This is a genomic window from uncultured Ruegeria sp. (assembly GCF_947497005.1).
Lineage (GTDB): Bacteria > Pseudomonadota > Alphaproteobacteria > Rhodobacterales > Rhodobacteraceae > Ruegeria.
On record NZ_CANMFF010000011.1, the window covers coordinates 53,363 to 71,403 of the forward strand.

Here is an 18,041-nt window from a genome sequence, read left to right on the forward strand (position 1 = left end):
ACAGATCAGTACACTTTGAGTTCATGAGTTTACCGATCTGTACACCCGAGGATTTGACTGATGAAACGCCGCGCCAGCATTTTTCCACCTCAGTACGTCCCGTTCCTTCTGACCATGGCCCTTCTGGCCGCTTCACTCACCTGAAAGCCCCTGCATAATGTCTCGCCCCCCTCTGCCCCCCTTCACATTCGAAACAGCCACTCAAAAAGTGCGCATGGCTGAAAATGCCTGGAACAGCCGCGATCCCGACCGCGTGACGCCGGCCTATACCGACGACAGTCAATGGCGTAACCGGGCGGAGTTCCTGTCCGGGCATTCTGACATCCACGCGTTTCTGACCCGAAAATGGCGAAAGGAACTGGACTATCGCCTGATCAAGGAACTTTGGGCCTTTGCCGGAAATCGGATCGCAGTGCGCTATGCCTATGAGTGGCGTGATGACAGCGGCCAGTGGTTCCGGTCGTATGGAAACGAGAACTGGGAATTTGCCGAGGACGGGCGCATGTCACATCGCCATGCCTCGCTGAACGATCTGCCCATTACCGAAGACGACCGCCTGTTCCATTGGCCTTTGGGTGAACGCCCCGATGACCATCCCGGGTTGTCCGAACTGGGTCTCTGAAAGGACACTTCATGCCACGTGCTTTTTCAGAACTGACCTTCACCCCTACCGTCCGTGACCATCAGGAACGGATGGGATCGGCAAAAACCTATGCCAAGTTCATCGAAGGCGGCCCGCAGCAAGGCCATCTGATCGGAGAGCCAGAGAAAGAGTTCATTCAGGCGCGGGACGGATTTTATCAATCCACCGTTTCGGAAACCGGCTGGCCCTATGTGCAATATCGCGGCGGTCCGGTGGGATTTCTGAAGGTGCTGGGGCCGCAGACCATCGGCTACGCGGATTTTTCGGGCAACAAACAATACATCTCGCGCGGGAATCTGGACGGCAATGATCGCATTGCGATGATCCTGATGGATTACGCCAACCAACGCCGCCTTAAGATCCTGGGGCGGGTCGAGTTTACAGAAGGCGAAACGGCGGCCACCAGTCTCTACCCCGAGGGGGCCGAAGCTCCGGCGGAACGCGCTGCGATCATCCGTGTCGAGGCGCTGGACTGGAACTGCCCGCGCCACATCACTCCACGCTTCACCGAGGCCGAATTACGCCCCCATCTGAACAAACTGGGGCAGCAATTGGCGCAGTTGCAGGCGGAAAACGAAAAGCTGAAGCAAGAGCTGGCCAAGTCCGGTTGACGCGTCAGATCTCACTTGAAGGCGGTACTCAGAACAGGGATTATCACAATGGTTCGTTCGGTCTTTCACCTCTCGGCAGTGTGTCTTGCTGGTGCCGCCATGATCTTGCTGATCGTGATGTTCGGGTTTTTTGTCTCGCCCAGTGCTGTTCGAACGTCTCCGCCATCCGTGTTCAGCAAGATATTGTTCGAACACTTGCAGCAAAACTGATGAATGGTCAGACGTGCTGTGCTTATCCTCCGGCGGCTTAAGCTTTCCTTTGAAAATCACGAGAACCAATTCTATTCGCCCTGCCTCGACTTGCGGCTGCGTCGAAAGGTTGGCCGGGAAGAAGCCGGGAATTCTCACTCTGACCGTTCAAGAGGAATGCCGAGCGCCCGCAGCGCAAAGCTCGCAACGATCACACGTATCGTTGCGAGTCATTAGCACGTGAAAATTCCTGAGGATCATGCCCTACGAGAGCGAAGGCATGAGGTTTTATCAGAGCGACAAGCTTCCTGGAATGTCACACCACCAGAAATGGCTAGGGCACGATAAAGCCAGGTTAAGCCGTTGCACGTTTTTTCCGACGACCTACTGCGAATAGGCCACTAATGCCCCCAAGAAGCAGCCAACCAGCGGCAGGCAACGGTACCGGGGCAATCGTGTATTGGCCGTAAAGCAATGCCTGATTTTGCATGTTTTCCACCGTCATGAAGCCGTTGGAAATTGTAGAGCCGCCGTCCTGAGAAAATCCAAGCACCGAGAACACATAATTCTGCCCACCGAAGCTGAAAGTTTCTGAACCCAGCGTATTGGTAATGGTCACGATATCGTCGCACGGCGTTGTATCTGCAGGGCAGTTGCTCGGACGGTTCAGCGTTTCATCATGTGTAATCGCGAACGTCGATGACACAAGAGGTCCGCCATTGATGAGAATGTCGACCATGAGGTCAACGGAACTTAGAGTTGTGCCCCTGATTGGAAAATTCAGGTGGGTGAATTGTCCGAGTGCAAATGCCGTGTCGGGCAACAGGCCGGAAATCGGTGTGCCAATAGGGGTGAAATCATAACCACTCGGGCTGCTGCCACTTCCCCAACGAAGAGAGATCGTCGAACCTGAGGCGCTTTCGGTAACGCCGCTGGTCGGGGTGACATTTTGCCAGGACGGTGTAATGCCGGAAATAGTCAGTGCCGAAGCGCCGCTTGACGCCATCATACCTGCGACTGCAATCGCCGCCATCTTTCGATTAAATACCATGTCCCCAACCCTCAAAACAGAAACACCATTTACAACTCACACCCTTTACGAGTGCCATCCAAACTAATCACACCTTAATGAAGAGCGCCACATTGACGCCACGTTTTCACCGCAATCAAGGCAGTTTCCACTCAATACCCAGCAAAATTCAAAACAATAGCGTCATTTGCGATCATTGCCGCCGATTTGGAAACTACGGCCGTGCCTCCGTTAATCTCTGCTGCTGGAAAAATGGTCAGTCCTGAAACCAAAGGATGTCTCTACCATCAGCCAAGAGAACTGCGGGGCGGGTCATGAGCCGCGTTCAATCGCGGCCGGATCGAACCATCGCGCCGATCCCGGCACAGCAGAAATCCACCAGACGCTCGACGCCCGACAGATCACCGCCCTGCGACAGGGCCTCGACCCGCCAGCCACTGTTGAGATGGGCCAGCATCGCCGAGACGGAATAGACCTGACCGCTGGCCAACACGGCCGGATCGACATCCGGGTAAAGCGCGGCAATCTCGGTGATGAAAAGCTGCGCGGTGGGATCGAAGCATTCGGCTGCTATACCTCGCCATCTGGGGTCGACCGACACATGGGCCACAAGCCGCCCATACGCCACCCATCCTGATCCACCCGTTTCAGCCAGTTCCACATAGGGGCGGATAAAGCTGTCCAAGATGCTGTGCAGCGTCAGCGGACCTGCTGCCTTGGCCCTGTTCAGCGCGTCGATCCGAAGCTGCGCCAGCTCCCCCGCCCGCCGCGCGACGGTGCGATAGAAAAGCTCCTCCTTGCCGCCGCCGTGGTGATGCACAAGGCCGATCTGAACCCCCGCAAGCGCCGCGATATCCCGGATCGACGCGCCTTCGAATCCCCGTTCGGCAAAGACGGTCTCGGCCGCATTCATGATCCGTGCCCTGGTTTCCAGAGACCGCTTGGACGGTGCCCTTTGCCTTGGTTTTTCTGGGTTTTTCAGCGTCATGAAATTCATCTTGCCTTACTTTGGTCGTTCGTTCAAGTTAAGCCTCACGAACTTTGGGAGGGTTCATGACAGAGACGCGCGACGCATTCGCCCTGATCGGGGCGGGGCCGATGGGTTTGGCCGCGGCCAAGGTGCTCAAGGAACAGGGCATCGCATTTCAGGGGTTCGAACTGCATTCAGATGTGGGCGGTCTGTGGGACATCGACGCGCCAAAATCAACCATGTATGAAACCGCGCATCTGATTTCGTCCAAGCGTATGACTGAGTTCGAGGACTACCCGATGGATGAGGCGGTGGCCGAGTATCCCTCGCATCGGGCAATGCGCGACTATTTCCGTGCCTTTGCCGATCATTTCGGGCTGCGTGAGAGTTACAGATTCAACGCAGAGGTCATCGAGATCACGCCGCTGGGCAAACCGGGTGACGGCTGGCGCGTCTGTTGGCGGGATGTAGACGGCGACCACCAGGCAGAGTTCGCTGGCGTTCTGATTGCAAATGGCACTTTGTCAGAGCCGAACATGCCCAGTTTTCCGGGCTCGTTTGACGGCGCGTTGATCCATGCCTCGCAGTATCGATACCCCGGCCAATTCGACGGCAAGCGTGTGTTGGTCGTGGGCGCGGGCAATTCCGGATGCGATATTGCGGTGGACGCGATCCATCACGCGAAACGCTGCGATCTGTCGATGCGCCGTGGGTATTACTTTGTACCGAAATACGTCTTTGGAAAACCTGCTGACACGATGGGCGGCAAGATCCGCCTGCCCATGTGGTTAAAGCGCAAGGTCGATAGCCTGATCTTAAGTTGGTTTGTCGGTGATCCGCAGAAATACGGCTTTCCCAAGCCGGATTATCAGCTTTACGAAAGCCATCCAGTGGTAAATTCGCTGGTGCTGTATCACGCGGGCCATGGCGATCTGCACATTCGCCCCGACATCGACCGGCTGGAGGGTCACACCGTACATTTCAAGGACGGCTCCAGCGAAGACTATGACATGATCCTCGCCGCAACCGGATACAAGCTGCACTATCCGTTCATCGACAGGGATCTTCTGAATTGGCAGGGCGATGCCCCGCATCTTTATCTGAACACCATACATCCCGAACGTGACGATCTGTTTGTGCTGGGAATGGTCGAGGCCACGGGTCTTGGCTGGCAGGGAAGGCATGAGCAGGCCGAGATGGTGGCGCGCTATATCAAGGGCCTACAAAAAGGCTGCCCGGCGGCGGCCGATCTGAAATCCGAAAAACAAAAAGACTATACGCGCGCCACCGGAGGCATGAACTATATCGACCTGCCCCGCATGGCGTATTACGTGGATAAGGCCACTTACAGAAACGCCGTCACCGGCTGGATTGAACGGCTGCGGAAAGCCGCCACATGAGTGGTATCGACGAGATTACGCTGAATTTCAGCCCGGCATCGCTGACGCTGTTGAACGCGATACTGGCGATTGTGATGTTCTCTATCGCGATCGATTTGGCGCCTCGGGATTTTGACCGTCTGCGACGCGCGCCCAAACCAGTGATTGTCGGGCTGGTGTCACAGTTCGTGGTCCTGCCTGCGCTGACCTTTGCGCTTGTGTGGATAATGACCCCGCGCCCGTCGATCGCGCTGGGGCTGATCCTAGTTGCGGCTTGTCCAGGGGGCAATATTTCGAACTTCATAACCCACCGGGCTGGTGGGAACGCGGCGCTGTCGGTGTCGATGACCGCCTTTGCCACCATTGGTGCGATTTTCATGACGCCCTTCAACATTGCGCTTTGGGGCGGGCTGTATCCGCCAACCCGCGCGATCCTGCAGCAGACTCAGATTGATCCGATGCAAATCGCCATTCTTGTCGGGCTGATGCTGATCTTGCCCCTGGTTCTGGGCATAGCACTGAACCAACAACGCCCTGCCCTGACCGCACGGTTGCGCGCGCCGTTGCAATACCTGTCGATGGGTATTTTTGCGGCATTCATCTTACTTGCCCTAGGTGCAAATTGGGGGTTCTTCCTCAGTTTTGCCGGGGCTGTTGCCGGGCTTGTGATCCTTCACAACGCCTTGGCACTGGGGGGCGGTTGGGTTGTGGCCACTCTGACCCGGCTGTCCCCCTTTGATCGGCGCGCCATCACCATCGAGACCGGGATTCAGAATTCAGGCCTTGGGTTGGTCTTGATCTTTGCCTTCTTCCACGGGCTGGGCGGCATGGCCGTCGTCGCAGCGTTCTGGGGCATCTGGCACGCGATCTCGGGCATTGCCCTGGCTTCAGTCATGGCCCGAACCGAGGCTGCGCGATGACCGGTATCCTGATCACAGGTGCCGCCGGTATGGTCGGGCAAGCGCTGTTGCCCGAACTGGAAGGCCACCAGGTCTTTGCCACCGACGTTAGACGACCGGATGTTCTCCCGGAAAACATCCCCTATCTGCCTATGGACGTTACAACCGACGCCCCTGCGCGTGTGATCGCCAAGGTGAAACCGGATGTGATCGTGCATCTGGCCTCGATCGTGACCCCGCCGCCAAAGATGGGACGCGCGGCGGCTTATGCGGTTGACGTCGAAGGCACGCGCAAGGTGATGAACGCAGCAATTGCCAATGGCGTGCGCCGGTTGGTGGTAACGTCCTCCGGTGCTGCTTATGGGTATCACGCCGACAACCCTGTGCCGTTATGTGAGGACGATCCTCTGCGAGGCAATCCAGAGTTCCCCTATTCCGATCACAAACGCCAGGTCGAAGAAATATTAGCTGAAGCTCGCAGCGCTTCCCCTGATCTTGAACAAGTCATTCTGCGCGTGGGAACAGTTCTGGGGGCTGGAACCGAAAACCAGATAACCGCCCTGTTTCACAAACCGCGCCTGCTGGCAGTATCCGGCAGCGACAGCCCGTTTGTTTTTATCTGGACGCACGATCTGGCACGTATCCTGCAGCGCGCAGCAACCGACGGGCCACCCGGTATTTACAACGTCGCTGGAGATGGTGCGATGGGTGTGACCGACCTGGCCCGCGCCATGGGCAAACCGGTTCGGCGCTTGCCTACGTGGGTGCTGAAAGCCGCCTTGGCCGTGGCGCGACCGCTCGGCCTGTCGCGTTACGGGCCAGAACAGGTGCGGTTCCTTCAATATCGACCGGTTCTGGATAACTCTGCCTTGAAGTCCGAGTTCGGGTACATACCCAAAAAAACCAGCGCTGAGGTTTTCGCATTCTGGCAAAAGCAGGCCGGGCTATGAAGACGGCCGTCATATCCGGCGGGGCGGGCGGTTTGGGACAGGCCCTGAGCATAGCCCTTCAAGACCGTGGCTGGCGGGTCGTGCTGCTGGACCTTGATGTTTCGGGCCTGAACTCCAGATCGAACCAGTTACCGATTGCCTGTGATCTGACAGACCCCGAACAACTTGCCAGTGCGTCCCAAAAGGCGATCACATCCAGCGACAGCGTTGATCTTGTCATTTACAACGCGGGAGTCACTCAAATTCGGGGATTTGATCAGTCTGACGCCGCCAGTCACCGAATGGTCTTCGACATCAACTATTTTGCAGCCGTTGAAATGGCCCGCGCATTTCTGCAACCAGTACGGGCGTCAAAGGGGACACATCTGGCCATCTCATCCGTGGCTGGGTTCGCACCCCTTTATCATCGGACGGCTTATGCCGCGTCGAAACACGCGCTTGAAGGCTTCTTCAAGTCGCTCCGCTCCGAAGAAAAGTCTCATGGCGTTCAGGTCCAGATCGCAGCACCGTCCTTTGTGGCCACCAATCCCGGTAACGCTCATGAACAAGCAGACGGAACCGCGCGCCCCGGATCGGCAAAGGACGGGATGGATGAAATGAGCCCCGAGGCTGCGGCTGAGACAATCCTGCGCGGGCTGGACAAATCTCACCTTATGATCCCGGTCGGTCGTGTGGCGCGCCTGTCTTGGTGGCTCAACCGCCTGTCACCACGCTTCTATCAGCGTATGATGGAACGAAATATGTGTGGGTCAGGGCAATAGAAAATAGCCATAGGCTCTTGACCTTCCGGTCACTGGAACCCCCATTTGGAGGGCAACGAAACTTCCGGGACGAGTCGCATGGCGCAAGAGGCACTGACAGAGCTGAAAATTACCGGCATGGGATGTGCGTCCTGTGTGGGCCGCGTCGAAGCGGCGCTGCGCAATGTACCGGGGGTCGATGCGGCCTCGGTCAATTTCGCGACCAAGTCAGCGCAGGTGGCCTTTGACGGACCCATTACAGCCCTGACCGAAGCACTGGATGCGGTAGGTTATCCAGCTGAAAGCAGTCAGGCAGATCTGAGCATAGACGGCATGAGTTGCGCGTCCTGCGTCGCCAAGATCGAACGCGCGCTGACCTCTAGCCCCGGTGTCATCGAAGCACAGGTCAATCTGGCGACCCGAACTGCCACCGTGAACTATGCTACGGGCGCAACAGCGCCAGAGTCGCTGGCTCAGGTGATAACCGAAATTGGATATCCCGCGCGGGTTCAAGACGTTTCAGGACCTGAAAACCGCGAAGAGGATGAAATTCAAAGTCTGACCCGCACCACGATTCTTGCCGCCACCCTCGCCCTGCCAGTCTTCATTCTTGAGATGGGCGGGCATATGATCCCCGCCTTCCATCACTGGGTGCACGCAACCATCGGCGCGCAATCCAGCCAGCTCATTCAATTTGTCCTGACATCAACCCTGCTGATCGGGCCTGGCCGCGTGTTTTACCGCAAGGGCATCCCATCCCTGCTGCAGGGCACGCCGGACATGAACGCGCTGGTCGCGCTGGGAACCGGGGCGGCTTACCTATATTCGGTCACGGCCACATTCGCGCCCGGCGTGCTGCCGCAGGGTACGGCCAATGTCTATTTCGAGGCCGCTGCAGTGATCGTGGTTCTGATCCTTCTGGGCCGACTCATGGAGGCGCGCGCCAAGGGCAAAACCGGGACCGCGATACGTAAGCTGGTGGGCCTCCAGCCGAAGACTGCACGCGTTGAAGTCGACGGCCAGATGCAGGACCGTCCAATTGCTGAAATAACCGTCGGAGATATCCTGCACATCCGCCCCGGCGAACGCGTGCCGGTGGATGCCGAAGTGGTCGAGGGCACCTCCTACGTCGACGAAGCCATGATCACAGGCGAGCCAGTGCCAGTCGGCAAGTCGACAGGTGCGTCAGTTGTCGGCGGCACAGTAAATGGAACAGGCGCATTACGTGCACGCGCCACGCGTGTAGGCGGCGACACCGTTCTGGCGCAGGTCATCCGCATGGTGCAGCAGGCACAAGGGGCGAAGCTGCCCATTCAGGGGCTGGTCGATCGGATCACCTATCGCTTTGTCCCTACGGTTATCGCCGTTGCTGTGATCACCGTCTTGATCTGGCTGATCTTTGGCCCAAGCCCCGCCCTGCCTCTGGCATTGGTCGCAGGTGTTTCCGTGCTGATCATCGCCTGCCCCTGCGCCATGGGTCTGGCCACACCCACTTCAATCATGGTGGGCACCGGGCGTGCAGCGGAGTTGGGGGTTTTGTTCCGTAAAGGCGATGCCTTGCAACAGCTTCAGCAGGCACGCGTCATCGCGCTGGACAAGACCGGGACTCTGACACTCGGTCGTCCGGAACTGGACAGCGTTTCTACAGCGAACGGATTTGAAGAAGACGAGGTTGTGCGGCTCGCCGCCGCCCTTGAGACACGATCGGAGCACCCGATTGCGTCGGCCATCACCCGCGCTGGCCCCGCGACGCTGCCGCAGGCATCGGATGTGCGGTCGCTTACCGGGCTTGGTGTGCAAGGTTTGGTTGAAGGCAGGGATGTTCTGATCGGATCGCACAAGCTGATGCAACAACGTGGGATCGACCTTGGGGTTTTAGCAGACGAGGCAGAGACCCGCGCCGCAGAAGGTGCAACCCCTCTGTTTGTAGCGCTGGATGGGCGGGCCGCAGCAACGTTATCTGTGTCTGATCCGATCAAGCCCGGCGCAGAAGAGGCGCTGGAACGGTTGCACCAGATGGGGATGACCGTGGCCATGGTCACCGGAGACAACGCGCGCACGGCGCAGGCTTTGGCCGACCGGCTTGGGATCGATCATGTCACTGCCGAGGTGCTGCCCGATGGAAAGGTAGATGCGATCACGGTCCTGCGGGATCAGTTCGGAACGCTGGCCTTTGTTGGCGACGGGATCAACGATGCCCCCGCGCTGGCGTCTGCGGATATCGGCATCGCCATCGGAACCGGCACGGATGTGGCCATCGAAACAGCCGACGTTGTGCTGATGTCCGGTGATCTGCGCGGGGTTGCAAATGCGACCGAAATCAGCCGTCGGACGATGCGGAACATCCGCCAGAACCTTGGGTGGGCCTTCGGTTATAATGTCCTTCTGATCCCGGTAGCCGCTGGTGCACTGTACCCGTTCGGAGGGCATCTGCTTTCCCCGGCACTGGCGGCCGGTGCGATGGCACTGTCGAGTGTCTTTGTGGTCTCGAATGCGCTGCGCCTGCGTCACGTTCGTGCCAGTGTGGCGGAAAACCCGGCCTCGGCCCCCAAGGAGGTGCACGCATGAATATCGGAGATGTCTCTACCCGCACCGGCCTGCCTGCCAAGACGATCCGGTATTATGAGGATATCGACCTGATCAAACCGCTGCGCGACGACAACGGCTATCGCCGGTTTCGCGATCAGGATGTGCACAAACTGAACTTCCTGGGCCGCGCCCGTGCGCTTGGGTTCACCATCGAGGATTGTCGAACGCTGCTGGCCCTGTATGAGGATGAAACCCGCGCCAGCGCTGATGTGAAACGGGTGGCGCGGGATCATCTGGCGCAGATCGAGACCAAGATCGCCGACCTGAAAGCCATGCGTGATACGCTAAGCCACCTGGTCGACGCCTGCGCCGGAGACGACCGGCCCGATTGCCCGATCCTGCAGGATCTGGGCGGGAAAAGCTGACACGGGGTTGCCCTTTGCGTGCAGCTTTGCTTTGTCTTCGCCAGACAATTCGGTCACACGTGCCGACCGAACAGCGGAGAGGATCACAAAATGGCAAAAGTCGCGTTCCTTGGCCTTGGTGTCATGGGCTATCCCATGGCCGGACATCTGCAGGCCGCAGGTCATGACGTCACCGTCTACAACCGCACAACCGCCAAGGCCGAAGCCTGGGTGGCGCAGCATGGTGGTGCCATGGGGGCGACTCCGAAAGATGCGGTCAAAAGCGCGGAATTCGTAATGGCCTGCGTGGGAAATGACGACGATCTGCGCATGATCTGCTCAGCCGAGGACGGTGCGTTTCAGGGCATGTCCGACGGGGCCATCTTCGTCGATCACACAACAGTCTCGGCAGACGTCACGCGAGAGCTTTACGAAGCCGGAGCCGCGCAGGGGATCGCCTTTGTCGACGCCCCGATCTCGGGCGGTCAGGCTGGGGCTGAAAACGGGGTTCTGTCCATCATGTGCGGCGGAGATCAGGGCGCGTATGATGCGGTTGAGCCGTTGATGGATGTCTATTCGAAGATTTGCCGCCGCATCGGTGACAGCGGTGCAGGCCAGTTGACCAAGATGTGCAACCAGATCGCCATTGCCGGTTTGGTCCAGGCTCTCAGCGAGGCATTGCATTTTGCCGAGAAAGCGGGGTTGGACGGGCGATCCGTGGTTGAGGTGATCAGCCAGGGCGCGGCCGGAAGCTGGCAGATGGTGAACCGCCACGAGACGATGCTGGACGATCATTTTGACCATGGGTTTGCCGTGGATTGGATGCGCAAGGATCTGGGTATTTGCATGGATGCGGCCAACGTCAATGGTGCCTCACTGCCCGTGACCGCGCTGGTCGATCAGTTTTACAAAGATGTGCAGAAACTGGGCGGTGGGCGGTGGGATACGTCGTCGCTGTTTAAACGGCTGCGCGCATTGGACTAAAGAATCCCGGGTGTAGCGGGACGGAGAACGACATGAGCGAATTGGTGAAGTTCTGGGCGGATGCGCTGCGTCAGCACTGGGGACTGGACGCACGGTTGACACGGCTGGATGGTGAATATGACCTGAACTTTCTGGTACAGGCCACCAATGGTCAGGACTATGTGCTGAAAGTCATGCGGGCAGGCTGCGATGCCGGTCTTGTGCAACTGCAAATTCAGACGCTGACGCGTATCGCATCGCAAGCGCCCGGGTTGCCGTTTCCCAAAGTATTCCCGAATCTGAACGACGCAGTGCTACCGGAAATTGCAGATTCCGAGGGGCAACCAAGGCTGGTGTGGTTGCTGGAGTGCCTGCCGGGCCATTGTTATGCGAAGGCTGCGCCAAAATCCCAAGAACTGATCCTGAAACTGGGGCGCGTGCTGGGAGCAACCGATCGGGCCTTGGAAGGGTTTGAGCATGAGGGATTGCATCGACCGGAATTCAAATGGGACCTGATGCAGGCGGGCTGGATTGCAGACAAGCTGGGTGTAATTTCGGACCCCACTCGACAGGCTGTGCTGACGGAAATCTACGCGGAATTTGTTGCAATCTCGGGCGCGCTGGCGGATCTGCCGAAACAGGCCATCCACAACGACGCCAATGATTATAACATTCTGGTCGAAGGGGAATTGAGTGAACGGCGGCGGATCTCGGGCCTGATTGATCTGGGCGATATGTGTGCCGCGCCGCGGATCTGCGAACTGGCGATTGCCGGGGCTTACATCGTGTTGGATCATTCCAAACCGGAACGGGCGCTGGCCGCGCTGGTAAAGGGCTATCACGCGGCCAATCGGTTGAGCGCAGGTGAGGTTGACTTGATTTGGCCGCTGCTGCGGATGCGACTGGCGGTATCGGTGGTCAACTCGACCCTGATGGCGGCCGAGAACCCGGATGATCCTTATGTGACCATTTCTCAGGCTCCGGCGTGGCGTTTCCTTGAAAACGCCTCGGTCAATGGTGGGCTGATGTCGGCGCGGTTGCGGGCGGCCTGTGGCTTGCCTGTCGTCGATGGGGCCGAACGCATCCACACCTATCTGCAGGGTCACCGGGGTCATTTTGCCGAAATGTTCGGTCAGGATCTGAGCGATGTGCCCATGGGATCGCTGTCCGTTGAAAACTGCGTCTGGCCACAGAATCCGTTCCACATGCCTTTGGCCGAGGCCGCACGGGTGGGCGAGGAATACGGTGAGGGTCTGTGGCTGGGGTATTATAACGAGCCCCGCCTGATCTATGCCGAGCCGGGGTTCCGCAAGGGGCCGTGGAAAGCCTCGGACCGGCGAACGGTGCATTTGGCGGTGGATGTGTTTGCGCCCGCCGGAACGGTGCTGCACGCGCCGATGAGCGGGCGGGTTGAAGTGGTCGAGAACCGGGACAACCACCTCGACTATGGTGGTGTGATCATCCTGCACCACGAAACGCCCGAAGGTGATCCGTTCTATACACTCTATGGCCATCTGGACCCGGAATTCTGTGAGCGGCTGAAACCCGGCGACCCGGTTGCGCAAGGGGCAGCGTTTGCCCGGCTAGGCGATGCCAGCCAGAATGGCGGATGGGCGCCGCATGTGCATTTCCAACTGGCTTTGACCACCGATGGCATGGAGGCGGACTGGCCCGGTGTCGGCGATCCCGACGAAATGGATCTGTGGAACGCGGTCTGCCCGAACCCGGCGGCATTGTTGAACTTGCCGGATGACAAGGTGTTCTATCAACCCACCGACAAGCAGGTGATCCTGCAGGGGCGCCGCGATCACTTTGGGGGTAACCTGTCGCTGACCTATGATGATCCGGTCATGCTGATGCGTGGGTGGAAACATCATCTGTTTGACGAATGGGGCCGCCCTTATCTGGACGCCTATAACAACGTCCCCCATGTCGGCCATGCGCATCCGCGCATTCAGGCCGTGGCGGCGGATCAGCTGAGGCGGGTGAATTCGAACACCCGTTATCTGCATCCGGCTCAGACAGCTTTTGCCGACAAGATCCTGTCCAAACTGCCGGATCATTTCGAGGTCTGTTTCTTTGTCAACTCAGGCACTGAGGCCAATGAACTGGCTCTGCGATTGGCCCGCGCGCATACCGGTGCCAAGGGGATCGTGACGCCGGATCATGGCTATCATGGCAATACGAACGCGGCTGTGGCGATCTCGGCTTACAAGTTCAACAAACCTGGCGGCATCGGGAAGGCCGATTGGGTTGAGCTGGTCGAGGTTGCCGATGACTACCGCGGGTCGTTCAAACGCGACGATGCGGACAGGGCACAGAGATTTGCCGATCTTGTGGACCCTGCAATTGCGGCCTTGCTGAACCGGGGGCAAGGCGTGGCCGGGTTCATCGCGGAAACCTTCCCGTCGGTTGGCGGGCAGATCATTCCGCCCAAGGGTTATCTGCCTGCAGTTTATGAAAAGATCCGCGCCGCTGGCGGCGTGTGCATCGCCGATGAGGTGCAGACAGGCCTAGGGCGTCTGGGCGAATATTACTTTGGCTTCGAACACCAGAGCGCACTTCCGGATATCGTGGTGATGGGCAAACCCATCGGCAACGGGCACCCCTTGGGCGTTTTGGTAGCGACCAAGGAGATTGCCGAGAGCTTCAACAACGGGATCGAGTTCTTTTCGACCTTTGGCGGCTCGACCCTGTCCTGCCGGATCGGCAAAGAAGTGCTGGATATCGTTGACGACGAAGGGTTGCAGGACAATGCCGCCCGAATGGGTGAGCGCTTGATGACCGGGCTGTACCAGATCGAAGCCAATTTCGAATGCGTGGGTGATGTGCGGGGCATGGGCCTGTTTCTGGGCGTCGAACTGATCAACACCGACGGGAGCGAAGGCACCGAGATTTGCAGCTATGTCAAGAACCGGATGCGCGATCATCGCATTCTGATCGGCAGCGAAGGACCGAAGGACAACATCCTGAAAATCAGACCGCCCCTGACAATCGAAGCCGAAGATGTGGACATGATCCTGTGGGCCTTGCGGGACGTGTTGTCAGAGGTGGGCGACTACACCCCCGCCCCGGTTTGCGATCATGACCATCACCACGCAGGATGCGGGTGTTGCTGAACAAAAAAACCCCGACGCATCGCCGGGGTTTAACCGTTCTGCACATGTGATCAGTGGAGCACGGTCGAGGGGGTCTGGTGGCCGGTGGTCGGCATCTTGAAACCCGCTGTCATGCGCCTGAGCGTCAGGCCCAGTTCTTCTGACAAAGACGCCAGAGCAGGCGCAAAATCCGGACGCACGATCAAGGATGCAATCATCATCGCGTCTTCACGCGCGCCTTCGGAGGCAGCCGCGATCATCTGAGCAAAACAGTTCTCATCTGCGCCAAGGCAGGCACATCCAAGACCATGCCGGATCAGAGGACGACGACCATACGTAGCGCAAAGTGAGCACAAGCGATCCAGCGTCAGCATTGCGACACGCCCGGCCTCCGAGCCCAGGGCGATGTTAAAATCGCTGGCAGCATCTGTACGACCGCCCTCACCGTCGCTCCACATCCGTAAATACATCACGGCACCCGCTTCGACGGGTTCGAGATCGGCAAGACGGCCAACCGCTGCGCCGCCGCGCATCGATTGCCTGCTCATTTTGTGAGGATCAGTTTTCCTGCGCGTGTGATGCGCAGTGTATAGAGTTGATCGCCCAGTTCGATATGAGCCAGGTTGCCGCCCTTGGTCAGTTCCTCGGCCTTATGCGCGGGAAGCATCGAGACAGCATAACCTTGGGTTGGGGTCGGGTTCTGTAGGTTCATCGGGACATCTCCAGAGCGTTTCGGCATGGTGCCATATCTATCGCGTTTCATGTGATCTGGCTGACCCCGAAAGGGTTGGCTTTCTGTTCCTGTGATTTAATCTGATTATTTTAGTAAGGATTGTCAAGTGTCGTTTTAACACAAGCGATTGCGGCCTGGTACAAGGCGCGTTAGGTCTTGGGCCAGATGATGAAAGGCGCGTAAATTATGACCGCAGCAGTTGTATTTGATCTGGACGGAACGCTGGTGGACAGCCTGGGTGATCTGGCAGCGGCGGCCAACCGCACGCTGAACGACGTCGGGCGCGATCCCTTGTCGCATGACGTCATCAAAGGATTCGTCGGCAACGGCTTACCCAAACTGGTCGAGCGCATGATCCGCCATTGCGGCTTGCCGCTGGATCGCCATGCGGAACTGGCGCAGCTGACCCTGAAACATTACAATGCCGCTGCAAGCGATACGACTGTTCCCTACCCCGGTATCCCCGAAGCGCTGGTTGCCTTGCGACAAATGGGGTGCGTTCTGGGTGTCTGCACCAACAAACCAGAAGCGCCCGCGCGGCATGTGCTTGCGGCGTTGAACCTATCCCAATATTTCGACGTCGTGCTTGGCGGCGATAGCCTTTCAACGCGAAAACCGGACCCCAACCATCTGTTCGCAAGCTTCGATGCGCTTCAGGGATCAGGCCCACGTCTGTTCGTCGGCGACAGCGAAGTTGATGCGGAAACCGCGGCTCGTGCGAAGATCCCGTTTTTGCTGTTTACGGAAGGGTACCGGAAAACGCCTGTGGCAGAAATTCCGCACACAATAGCCTATGACGCATCGCGGGACTTGCCCGATCTCGTGGCCAAATTGATCAAGAGTTAAAGCCGCTCAGCAAGATCACCGCGCGTTCCGGCGCTGTCTTCGATCCACGTTTACGTGCACCCCAAAAAGTTTGAGAGGGGCCGGTCGAGGGGGTGTGACCAGCCCCTCATCGGGGAAAGTAAATACCGTGTGTGTTTGTGTGGTAAGTACGGTAGGTAATGTTTACCCCTGATCGACGCCGCGCGAAATTGGGGGATTCCCGTAGTTGGGCAAAATACTCACAAAACCCGTGAAAAACCGGCGTTTTGATCCTTCGGTTGGCCCGCGATCCCTTGCAAAATTTTTGACCTGGCGGTCTGCTGGCTTGGACGGCGGGACCGTCGGCCGAAAGCAGGCGAAAGGTAACCCATGGAAAAACAGAGCAGAAATTCTGAAGCCACGCCGTTTCCGATCCTGCAGGGCACACTGCCATTTGACCGTTCACACCTGCCGACAGAAGTGCTGGCGGGTCTGACATTTGCCTGCCTCGCAATTCCCGAAGTCATGGGATACACCAAAATCGCCGGTACTCCGGTCATAACCGGGCTGTACACGATCCTGATTCCGATGGCCCTGTTCGCGCTATTCGGGTCATCGCGGCATCTGGTGGTCGGGGCCGATTCGGCCACAGCCGCCATTACTGCCTCGGCGCTGGCGGGTATGGCCGTTTCGGGATCTTCGGAATATTTGGCCCTTGCGTCCCTATTGGCGCTGATGGCAGCTTTGCTTTTGATCGGCGCGCGGATCATCGGGCTGGGGTTTCTGGCCGACTTCTTGTCCAGAACGGTTCTGGTCGGCTTCCTGACCGGTGTCGGCATTCAGGTCGCAATTGGTGAAATTCCCGGATTACTGGGCCTCATGGCCAGCGGTCACGGGACGCTCGCCAAACTGAATGACGTCTTTCTGAACATAACACACATCAATTGGCCAACCGTCCTTGTCTCTGCGGCTGTGCTTGGCGTCGTGATCGGTTGCACAAGACTGTCGCACAAAATCCCCGGTCCATTGATTGCAATTGTCGGGGTGATTCTGTGCAGCTGGGCCTTTTCGCTCGATTCCGTTGGCATTACGCTGCTTGGGGCGGTTCCCGGTGGTTTGCCCTCGATCTCGATCCCGGATGTGCAGTGGAACTGGCCCCTGTTCAAACAACTGTTGCCTACAGCTCTCTCCATTTTCATAGTCATTCTGGCCCAAAGTGCCGCGACCTCCCGGGCGTATGCTGCGCGATATGACGAGAAGTTCAGCGAGAACACGGACCTGATCGGGCTGGGTCTCGCTAATTTCGGCGCGGCCTTCACAGGCACATTTGTGGTGAATGGCAGCCCCACAAAAACTGAGATGGTCGCCAGTGCCGGCGGGCGCAGCCAATTGGCGCAGCTGACAACCGTTGCGATCGTTCTGCTGGTGATCGTGTTTCTCACCAAGCCGCTTGCTTATCTGCCCACCGCTGCCCTGTCAGCCATTGTGTTCCTGATCGGTCTCAAACTGATCGACCTGCGAGGTTTGGCCACGATCTACAGACAGGCCCGGTCAGAATTCTGGGTGGCGGCCGCAACTGCTGCCGTCGTTGTTCTGGTCGGCGTTGAACAAGGCATCATCTTCGCAATGGCCCTGTCTCTGGTCGACCACACGCGCCGCGGCTACCGGCCGAAAAACTCGGTGATTGTCAAATCTGAAACCGGTGGCTGGCACTCAAAAGGGTTGGCCGCCCCGAACCAATTCGAGCCCGGCCTTGTCATCTATCGGTTTTCGCATGGCATGTATTATGCGAACGTGCAGAGGTTGACGGATGAAGTCACGTCTATAGCTCAGGACCCTGACAACAAACCTGAATGGTTCTGTATTGACGCTTCGGCCATTGATGAGGTCGATTTCACCGCCGGTTACACGCTGTGCAGCATGGCCAAATTCCTGGATGATAACGGTATCCGGCTGGTGTTCTCGTTGGTCGAGCCGGATGTGAAGGCCGAGCTGAACCGCTTTGGCGTAACTGATCTGGTTGGTGAAACAGCGTTCTTCGAGACCGGCAGCAGCTTGCTGGACGCCTTTCACATGCGTCAGAACGCCCCGTGAAGATC

The 18,041-nt window shown here is 58.2% G+C and carries 16 protein-coding genes; 12 read left to right on the forward strand and 4 right to left on the reverse strand.

Features of this window, described 5'->3' with window-relative positions; translation table 11 throughout:
- Nucleotides 1-157 precede the first annotated feature (157 nt).
- Both Q0816_RS15960 and Q0816_RS15965 read left to right on the forward strand, forming a co-directional pair.
- Nucleotides 158-622 (forward strand): nuclear transport factor 2 family protein, encoded by a 465-nt coding sequence (locus Q0816_RS15960; protein ID WP_298852311.1) that lies wholly within the window; start codon nt 158-160, stop codon nt 620-622.
- Between the two features lie 11 nt (nt 623-633).
- A complete protein-coding gene (locus Q0816_RS15965) occupies nt 634-1,254 on the forward strand; it encodes a pyridoxamine 5'-phosphate oxidase family protein (RefSeq protein ID WP_298852313.1) in 621 nt (206 codons plus the stop codon).
- A 544-nt stretch (nt 1,255-1,798) separates the two neighbouring features.
- On the opposite strand, the gene Q0816_RS15970 is transcribed toward Q0816_RS15965, so the two are convergent.
- Both Q0816_RS15970 and Q0816_RS15975 read right to left on the reverse strand, forming a co-directional pair.
- Nucleotides 1,799-2,494, reverse strand: coding sequence for a THxN family PEP-CTERM protein (locus tag Q0816_RS15970; protein WP_298852315.1), 696 nt, complete (start codon nt 2,492-2,494; stop codon nt 1,799-1,801).
- Nucleotides 2,495-2,798: 304 nt separating this feature from the next.
- Nucleotides 2,799-3,461, reverse strand: a complete 663-nt coding sequence (locus Q0816_RS15975; protein ID WP_298852318.1) for a TetR/AcrR family transcriptional regulator — start codon at nt 3,459-3,461, stop codon at nt 2,799-2,801.
- Between the two features lie 65 nt (nt 3,462-3,526).
- Here Q0816_RS15975 and Q0816_RS15980 point away from each other — a divergent pair, with 65 nt between their 5' ends.
- The 8 genes from Q0816_RS15980 to Q0816_RS16015 all read left to right on the forward strand — a co-directional run bounded on the left by Q0816_RS15980 (nt 3,527) and on the right by Q0816_RS16015 (nt 14,426).
- On the forward strand, nt 3,527-4,843 hold the full coding sequence (locus tag Q0816_RS15980; protein ID WP_298852320.1) for an NAD(P)-binding domain-containing protein: 1,317 nt from the start codon (nt 3,527-3,529) through the stop codon (nt 4,841-4,843).
- Nucleotides 4,840-5,742, forward strand: coding sequence for a bile acid:sodium symporter family protein (locus Q0816_RS15985; RefSeq protein WP_298852322.1), 903 nt, complete (start codon nt 4,840-4,842; stop codon nt 5,740-5,742). Before Q0816_RS15980 ends, Q0816_RS15985 begins: the two co-directional genes overlap by 4 nt.
- A complete protein-coding gene (locus Q0816_RS15990) occupies nt 5,739-6,671 on the forward strand; it encodes an SDR family oxidoreductase (RefSeq protein ID WP_298852324.1) in 933 nt (310 codons plus the stop codon). Before Q0816_RS15985 ends, Q0816_RS15990 begins: the two co-directional genes overlap by 4 nt.
- On the forward strand, nt 6,668-7,432 hold the full coding sequence (locus Q0816_RS15995) for an SDR family oxidoreductase (protein WP_298852326.1): 765 nt from the start codon (nt 6,668-6,670) through the stop codon (nt 7,430-7,432). Before Q0816_RS15990 ends, Q0816_RS15995 begins: the two co-directional genes overlap by 4 nt.
- A 78-nt stretch (nt 7,433-7,510) precedes the next feature.
- A complete protein-coding gene (locus Q0816_RS16000; RefSeq protein ID WP_298852327.1) occupies nt 7,511-9,979 on the forward strand; it encodes a copper-translocating P-type ATPase in 2,469 nt (822 codons plus the stop codon).
- Nucleotides 9,976-10,365 (forward strand): Cu(I)-responsive transcriptional regulator, encoded by a 390-nt coding sequence (cueR, locus tag Q0816_RS16005; RefSeq protein WP_298852329.1) that lies wholly within the window; start codon nt 9,976-9,978, stop codon nt 10,363-10,365. The genes Q0816_RS16000 and cueR overlap by 4 nt, the downstream gene beginning before the upstream one ends.
- A gap of 18 nt (nt 10,366-10,383) precedes the next feature.
- Nucleotides 10,384-11,328, forward strand: coding sequence for an NAD(P)-dependent oxidoreductase (locus tag Q0816_RS16010; RefSeq protein WP_298852332.1), 945 nt, complete (start codon nt 10,384-10,386; stop codon nt 11,326-11,328).
- Between the two features lie 32 nt (nt 11,329-11,360).
- The gene (locus Q0816_RS16015) at nt 11,361-14,426 is read left to right on the forward strand and encodes an aminotransferase class III-fold pyridoxal phosphate-dependent enzyme (RefSeq protein WP_298852335.1); all 3,066 of its coding nucleotides are present in this window, start codon (nt 11,361-11,363) and stop codon (nt 14,424-14,426) included.
- 50 nt (nt 14,427-14,476) lie between these two features.
- On the opposite strand, the gene Q0816_RS16020 is transcribed toward Q0816_RS16015, so the two are convergent.
- Both Q0816_RS16020 and hemP read right to left on the reverse strand, forming a co-directional pair.
- Complete coding sequence (locus tag Q0816_RS16020) at nt 14,477-14,953, reverse strand: hypothetical protein (RefSeq protein WP_298852337.1); 477 nt, start codon at nt 14,951-14,953, stop codon at nt 14,477-14,479.
- The gene (gene hemP, locus Q0816_RS16025) at nt 14,950-15,117 is read right to left on the reverse strand and encodes a hemin uptake protein HemP (protein ID WP_298852604.1); all 168 of its coding nucleotides are present in this window, start codon (nt 15,115-15,117) and stop codon (nt 14,950-14,952) included. Before hemP ends, Q0816_RS16020 begins: the two co-directional genes overlap by 4 nt.
- A gap of 207 nt (nt 15,118-15,324) precedes the next feature.
- On the opposite strand from hemP, the gene gph reads away from it, so the two are divergent.
- Complete coding sequence (gph, locus tag Q0816_RS16030) at nt 15,325-15,984, forward strand: phosphoglycolate phosphatase (RefSeq protein WP_298852339.1); 660 nt, start codon at nt 15,325-15,327, stop codon at nt 15,982-15,984.
- A 348-nt stretch (nt 15,985-16,332) separates the two neighbouring features.
- On the forward strand, nt 16,333-18,036 hold the full coding sequence (locus Q0816_RS16035; protein ID WP_298852341.1) for a SulP family inorganic anion transporter: 1,704 nt from the start codon (nt 16,333-16,335) through the stop codon (nt 18,034-18,036).
- Nucleotides 18,037-18,041 lie beyond the last annotated feature (5 nt).